This window comes from Mailhella massiliensis (assembly GCF_020741395.1).
Classification (GTDB): Bacteria; Desulfobacterota; Desulfovibrionia; order Desulfovibrionales; family Desulfovibrionaceae; genus Mailhella; species Mailhella massiliensis_A.
The window spans coordinates 1-6,356 of the sequence record NZ_DYZA01000193.1 but is presented as its reverse complement, the minus strand read 5'-3'; the positions used below and the strand labels follow the sequence as shown (position 1 = coordinate 6,356).

General features: G+C 63.8%; 6 protein-coding genes and 1 pseudogene. All 7 read right to left on the bottom strand.

The window, feature by feature from the left end:
• Positions 1-491 (bottom strand): DegT/DnrJ/EryC1/StrS family aminotransferase (locus K8W16_RS09615; protein ID WP_304122998.1); only part of this gene is annotated, 491 nt, incomplete at its 3' end.
• Between the two features lie 14 nt (positions 492-505).
• The gene (gene rfbG / locus K8W16_RS09610) at positions 506-1,579 is read right to left on the bottom strand and encodes a CDP-glucose 4,6-dehydratase (RefSeq protein ID WP_304122996.1); all 1,074 of its coding nucleotides are present in this window, start codon (positions 1,577-1,579) and stop codon (positions 506-508) included.
• A 2-nt stretch (positions 1,580-1,581) separates the two neighbouring features.
• On the bottom strand, positions 1,582-2,361 hold the full coding sequence (gene rfbF, locus K8W16_RS09605) for a glucose-1-phosphate cytidylyltransferase (RefSeq protein WP_304122994.1): 780 nt from the start codon (positions 2,359-2,361) through the stop codon (positions 1,582-1,584).
• A 187-nt stretch (positions 2,362-2,548) separates the two neighbouring features.
• Positions 2,549-2,782: pseudogene (locus tag K8W16_RS12415) on the bottom strand (dTDP-4-dehydrorhamnose 3,5-epimerase family protein); the annotation flags it as partial.
• A gap of 434 nt (positions 2,783-3,216) precedes the next feature.
• Positions 3,217-4,236, bottom strand: coding sequence for a thrombospondin type-1 domain-containing protein (locus tag K8W16_RS09600; RefSeq protein ID WP_304122993.1), 1,020 nt, complete (start codon positions 4,234-4,236; stop codon positions 3,217-3,219).
• A gap of 1 nt (position 4,237) precedes the next feature.
• Positions 4,238-5,197, bottom strand: a complete 960-nt coding sequence (locus K8W16_RS09595) for a hypothetical protein (protein WP_304122989.1) — start codon at positions 5,195-5,197, stop codon at positions 4,238-4,240.
• Positions 5,198-5,831: 634 nt separating this feature from the next.
• A complete protein-coding gene (locus K8W16_RS09590) occupies positions 5,832-6,137 on the bottom strand; it encodes a hypothetical protein (RefSeq protein ID WP_304122986.1) in 306 nt (101 codons plus the stop codon).
• Between the last annotated feature and the right edge of the window lie 219 nt (positions 6,138-6,356).

The following is a 6,356-nucleotide window of genomic DNA, read 5'->3' as shown; positions in this document are numbered from 1 at the left end:
GCGAGAAACACGGCCTTCGTCCGGGGCGTGAGGGCCTCCTCCATGCGGGAGACGTCGATATTGCAGGTGGCGGGCTCAATGTCGACGAACACCGGCACCAGGGAATTCTGAATGATGGGGTTCACCGTGGTGGGAAAGGCCGCGGCCACAGTCATGACTTCATCCCCCTTCCTCAGGCGTCGCGCGCCGAGCTTCGGGGAGGTAAGCGCCGTGAGCGCCAGAAGGTCGGCGCTGGAACCGGAATTGACCGAAAGGGCGTATTTCACGCCGAGCTTTGCGGCAAAGGCCTCCTCAAAGGCCGCGTTGAAGCGCCCGGCGGTAAGCCACATGTCCAGCGAGGCTTCCAGCATGGCGTAAAGTTCTTCCCTGCCCAGCGACTTGCCCGAAACGGGGATATGGCCGGGGCGGCGCCTGTCGGGGCGCGCGAGCTCATAGTATTCCCCGGCAAGCCTTCGTATCCCGCTCTTTATCTCTTCCGCGCTTCTTTTCATATCCTCCCCCCTGTTCATGCCTGCGGCGCGCCTTCCGGGGCGGCGCCGTAGTCCTCTATCTCCCTGTCCATCTCTGCGGGGATATCGCCTCCTGCAAGCCACACCTTCGACCACGCGCAGGTTTTTTCCACGGCTTCGGCAATGTGCCAGCGCGGCGACCAGCCGAAGGTTTTTTTTATCTTCGTGCAGTCGAGCCTGAGACATTCCGCCTCGTGCGGGGCGTTCTTCTCCGCCCTGTTCTCCCAGCGCGCCCCCTCGCCCCAGCATCGGCAGAAAAGCTCCGCAAGCTCTCCGGTCGTCACGCAGTCGCCCTCGTCCGGCCCCACGTTGTACCCGCCCGCAAGGGCGGGGTTCTCCCACTGGGCCCGCGCTATCATGAGATAGGCCATGACGGGCTCAAGGACGTGCTGATACGGCCTTACGGAAAAGGGACGGCGCACCCCTATAACCCTGCCCTCCCGCTGCGCACGCACGCAGTCGGGAATGATGCGGTCGAGGGCAAAATCCCCCCCGCCTATGACGTTGCCCGCGCGGGCCGTGCTTACGGGAGGCACGCCGTCCGCAAAAAAGCTGTTCCTGTAACTGCGGGTCGCAAGCTCCGAGCAGCTCTTGCTGTTGGAGTAGGGGTCGAAGCCGTCGAGGGGATCCTGTTCACGGCAGGCCCTCCCTGCGACGTTCCGATACACCTTGTCCGTGGTGACGTTGAGAACGCTCCTCACGCAGGAGGAAAGGCGCACACATTCCAGAAGGTTCACCGTGCCCATGACGTTGGTTTCGTAGGTGCAGCGGGGATTTCTGTAGGACTCGCGCACTATGGGCTGCGCGGCAAGGTGCAGGACTATCTCCGGCCGCGCCCTGTCGAAGCTTTCCTTCAGGCGCGCAAAGTCGCGGATATCCCCGAGTATGCTCGTCATGCGCCCTTCCAGGCCGGCCAGGGAAAACAGGTCGGCTCCCGCAGGCGCGGGCAGGCTGTAGCCTGTGACTTCGGCCCCCGCGCCGATGAGCACGCGGCACAGCCAGCTCCCCTTGAAGCCGGTATGGCCGGTGAGAAAAAGCCGCTTCCCGCGAAAGAATGAAAGATTGCCCATGTTCAGTCCCTCCAGATTTTCCAGGGGGCTTGCCCGCTGTCCCACAGGGCGTTCAGGTCCTTCTTGTCCTTGAGCATGTCCATGGGACGCCAGAAGCCCTCGTGGCGATAGGCGCAGAGCTGGCCGTCGCGGGCGAGCGCGCGCAGGGGGGCCTGCTCCCATACCGCATCGTCGCCGGGCGGGATATAGTCGAAAACCTCCGGCTCCAGGACAAAGAAGCCTCCGTTGATCCAGCCGCCTCCCTGCCGGGGCTTCTCCTGAAAGGACGACACTTGCGCATCGTCCTCTATGGACAGCGCGCCGAAACGGCCTTCCGGCTGTACCGCCGTCAGCGTGGCCAGCCTGCCGCATCGCCGGTGATGGGCGATGAGCGCGGGAATATCAATGTCGGCCACGCCGTCGCCGTAGGTGAGCATGAACGTCTCCTCCCCCACATAGCCGCGTACCCTGCGGAGGCGGCCGCCCGTCATAGTGTCGCGCCCCGTGTCCACAAGCGTGACCTTCCACGGCTCCACGCGCTTTTCATGCACCTTCACCGCATTGCTCGCGAGGTCGAAGGTGACGTCGGAATTATCCATGAAATAGTTCATGAAATATTCCTTGATATACTCATGCCTGTAGCCGCACAGCACGATGAAATCATGAAAACCGTAATGCGAGTATATCTTCATGATATGCCAGAGAATGGGCCTGCCCCCTATCTCCACCATGGGTTTCGGGCGTATGGAGGTCTCTTCTCCGAGGCGCGTTCCCAGACCTCCGGCCAGAATCAGCACTTTCATGGAATGTTCCTTCTTCTCCACGGCTCCTCCTCTCCGCGCTTTCACAACGCCCCGCGGCCCTTGTTCCGGATTCCGGAACCTGTTCCCCGGCCCTGCGGCACGTTTTCCTCCCGGCTTCCGCACCCCGCCGCCGGAAGCATGATTCGAACCCCGAAACATACGGGCAGGCTTTGCCCTTTGCTGCGGTAAGGGCCCTTGCCTTGTCGATGCGCCGGCCTGCGGCCGGCTCGTCGGAGCGTATGCCTCCCTCAGGCTCTTTGCAGCAGCGCTTGCCGCACTTGCAGGCGAAGGCCGCCTCTCCGCCCGGCACGGAAAAGCCTTGGGCAAAGCCGCGCGGGATCATGAGCCGGAGGCGGTTCCCCGCCGAAAGTTCAACGGCTGCATGCCGCCCGCAGGCGGGGGATGCGCGGCGTATATCCACGGCCGCGCCGGGCGCCGGCCCGGGCGTGCGGAACGCTTTTCCGCCCGGAACATCCTTTTCCGGGAGCGCTCCTCACGGCGCCATGCCGACAGGATGCTCTTTTCATGTTCCGCAAAAGCCGGGGGCTTTCCCTTTGTTGCGCCGCCCCTTCTCCGGGAGAAGAGTGTTATTTTTTTTCTTATGATATCCAATGATAATCTTATGATTTCTCCCTGCGCTCCTGTTTTTTCCCCTTCCCGCTCCCCGGCATCCGCGCCCCTGCCCGGAGGCGGACACTTCCTCTATAGGATACTGACGGCGGAAGCCATGATTTTCTTCCTCCGCCCTTCTTTCCCGCGCCTTTTTTGTGCCTTCGCCCCGTTTCCGGCTCATGGAGGGCCGCCCTCAGGGCATGAAAAAAGGCCCTTTCCCGAAGGAAAAGGCCCTTCCCTGCGCTACCCGATATACGCAACCCTCACCATACCTGAGGAACCTGCGGAGCCGTCGGTACTTGCATAGGCGAGGTTATCGGAAGCATTCCAGGAACCTCCCGGCAAAGCCCAGCCGTTGCCGCGTCCTCCCGCGCCGCCCCAGCGGCCGCCCTGTCCTCCACCGCCGCCTGCGCCTCCGTAGACACCTGTAGTATGTGTTCCATACAAGGCGCCGTTTTCACCTTGTCCGCCGTTCACAGAGCCTGCGCCGCCTGCGCCGCCCTGGGGGGTAGCGATATCAGCTGTGGAAGTTGCCTTATCCTCGGGCAGAGTGCCCACGCCGCCGCCGTAACCTCCGTCGGCAGAAGCCGAGGCCGCTCCGCTTATGACTGTGGATCCGCCTCTTCCGCCTGCCGTCGGCGACTGCAGATTATGCCCCATGTAAGGCACAGTTCCATATCCTCTTACCCCTCCTCCGCCACCTCCGCCTATGGAAAAGTATACAGCCTGTCCGGCGGATAGGTACTGGTCTTTGACGGTGAAGTACCCGCCTCCCCCGCCGCCTCCGCCTGCCCCTGAGGTATAGCCCAGTATAATATCAGTCTGGTTTTTTTTCTGGATGCGCCTGCCGCCTGCGCCGCCTGCGCCTCCCCCGCCGCCTCCGTATACCGTGAAGCGGTAGGTGCCGTTGTGGGGAGCGGTGAAGGTGCTGTTGGAGGTATAGTCGCCCCCGGCATAGCAGCTATGGGTATTGCAGGACTGCGAAAGCGCGCCCTTGCTCACCCCGTAGGCCGTACAGAAGGAATCGGCCACCGTCAGCCCGTCGGAGCGCTTGCAGGTCGCCGTGCGCGTCTGCGTGCCTCCGCCGCAATTCTTGGAGCAGGCGCTCCAGCCGGAATAGGAATAGCCGTAGGTATAGGCCTTTTTCCATACGCCCGACACGCGCACCCAGGTGTTGAGGGCCGTCTTCCACGCGCCCGATACTTTCACATAGGTATAATTCTGCTTCTTCCACGCCCCGCTTACCCTGACGAAAACCGGCATGCTACACCTCCCGCGCGCGGCGCGCGGCTATGCAGTACTCATGCGCCCCGTTCTGCGCGGCAAGGCACTCTTCCTTCGTGGCGGCGGCCTTCACGCGGGAGAGATAGCCCCACTGTGCGCCGTTCACCCCGGCCATGGCCGCAAGGAAGGAGGCGTGGTTCGCGAGAATGTCCTCGCAGAGCGTTTTCTTGTCCGGCTTGCCCTCGTCCGTGCGCGCGGCAAGGAAGGCGTCCACATAGGGCGTGGCCGTGCTCCCGTCCGCCAGGTACGCGCGCGCCTCCATGACCTGCCATGTCCAGGTTTCCGTTTCGTAGCTCGGCGTGAAGTACCTGTCTGCGCTCATGGCGTGGCGCAGAAGCTCGAAATCCACGCGCAGGGAGGAGGCGGCGTCCATTTTCGCCTTCTCCAAGGAACGCGGATCCTTCCACGCGCCGGAGGCGATATCCCAGATGTGGTACATGCTCGGCCTGTCGGGAACCTGCGCCGCCTTTTCCGCTTCCGTGAAGCCCAACACGCACTGAGCACAGACGTTTTCCGGCCATTCGCGCACCGTGCCGTCGTCGAGCACGGCCAGGGCAAGGCGCTCCCAGGCTTCGCCCGTCCACTTGCTCGCCGGGTGATCGGGGGCCTCGTTCACACGGAAGGAAAGCCCCGCCGCCTCGGCCGCGCTCTTTGCCATGCTCCCCGCATACAGGCCCGATTCCGCGTCGTAGGCATGCACGGGAAAATCGTGCTCCTGCCAGAAGGTGTCGCAAAGAGCGCGCACCGCCGCGACCTCCGAAGAGGAAAGGTTGCGCCGCGCGCCGTCTTCCTCCACCAGAAAGGCGTTGCCCGCCTCCGGCTCGTAGTACAGAGCCGCATAGGAAAAAGGCAGGGAAAAGCGGGCGGAAGTGCTGAGGCGATAGCCCCCGGATATGACGCGCCCTTCCGCGCCGTCCCAGGTGAGAAGATATTCTGCCATGTCTGCTCCTTGAAAAGTTGACGATACGCGCCGCAACGCGCCCGGAGGACGGGCGGCTTCGCGGCAAAACATGCCCGCGCAGGATCACGCCGGGCGATGAAGGCGCGAAAGAGCGCAAGGCGGGGGAAGGCCCGGGGGCCGCGCGATGGGGGAAGCGCCCGGAAACGCCCTGCCCCGCCCGGTTGCGGCAAACTCCCCGCAGGGGGTCTTTTCCGGCAACCATGCCCCGGCGCGGGGAACGTCCGGCATACGCTGCGGCGCAGGCCCGGCAGGGAAACGCGCCCTCCCGGATCCCGCGCATGGGGGAAGCGCCCGAGCTCCTGCCTCCCTGCCCAAGTCCCGCAAAGAGAAGGCGGATCTGGGAAAGGCCCTTCCCGAACAGGGCGCGGAAACGCGGGCGGCACATGCCGGGGCTCTTCACCGCCCCCGCAGGAAGGCAAGGCCCGCGCGGGGGAACAAGGGGTTCATGCTTTTCCCCCGCCAAGCCCCGCAAAGGACTTGCGAAGCGGGGAAAACCAAGCCCCGCGGGGGAAGGCTCGCCCCGGAAGGCCCGGCGACGGGGGAAAGCGCCCGGGGGCCGCGCGACGGGCCCCCCTCCCCTGCGCCTCCCTGCCCCGGCATCGGGCCGCAGGCGCTACGCAATGTACTGAATCCACACGTCCCCGTTCGAGCCGCCGGAAGGCGAGGCCGTGGAGACCGTGTGGCCCTTCACCGTGCCCCAGCTCGCCGTCGTGCCGTTGGTGGTGAGGAACTTGCCCGACTGCCCGCTCTGCGAAGGAAGAGTTGCCCGTGAGTCCACGGTGTTGGCATAGCTTTTCACATCTGCCATGAGCTGGCGGATAGCGTTGTTGATGCCCGAAGGCGCGCAGCCCTCGGCTATGTTGATGCCGGATATCTGCGTGTTCTGATCCGGTACTGTGCTGTAGTTCGATACGGCCATGGAAAAACTCCTTTTTGGAAAAAGCATGGCACGGGAAAAAGCTGCGGCACAGTTTTTTGTTTACGAGCACAAGAAAAAGGGAGTAGGCTTCGGCATGGACATGTTTTCTGTCGTGCTCACCGCGCTTGTCTGCTTCGCCCTGCTCATGGGCGCTCTCGGCTCATGGCCGTGCCTTTGGCGGATCGTGGCCGGCTTATCAAGGACTTCAAGGGGGGGGGG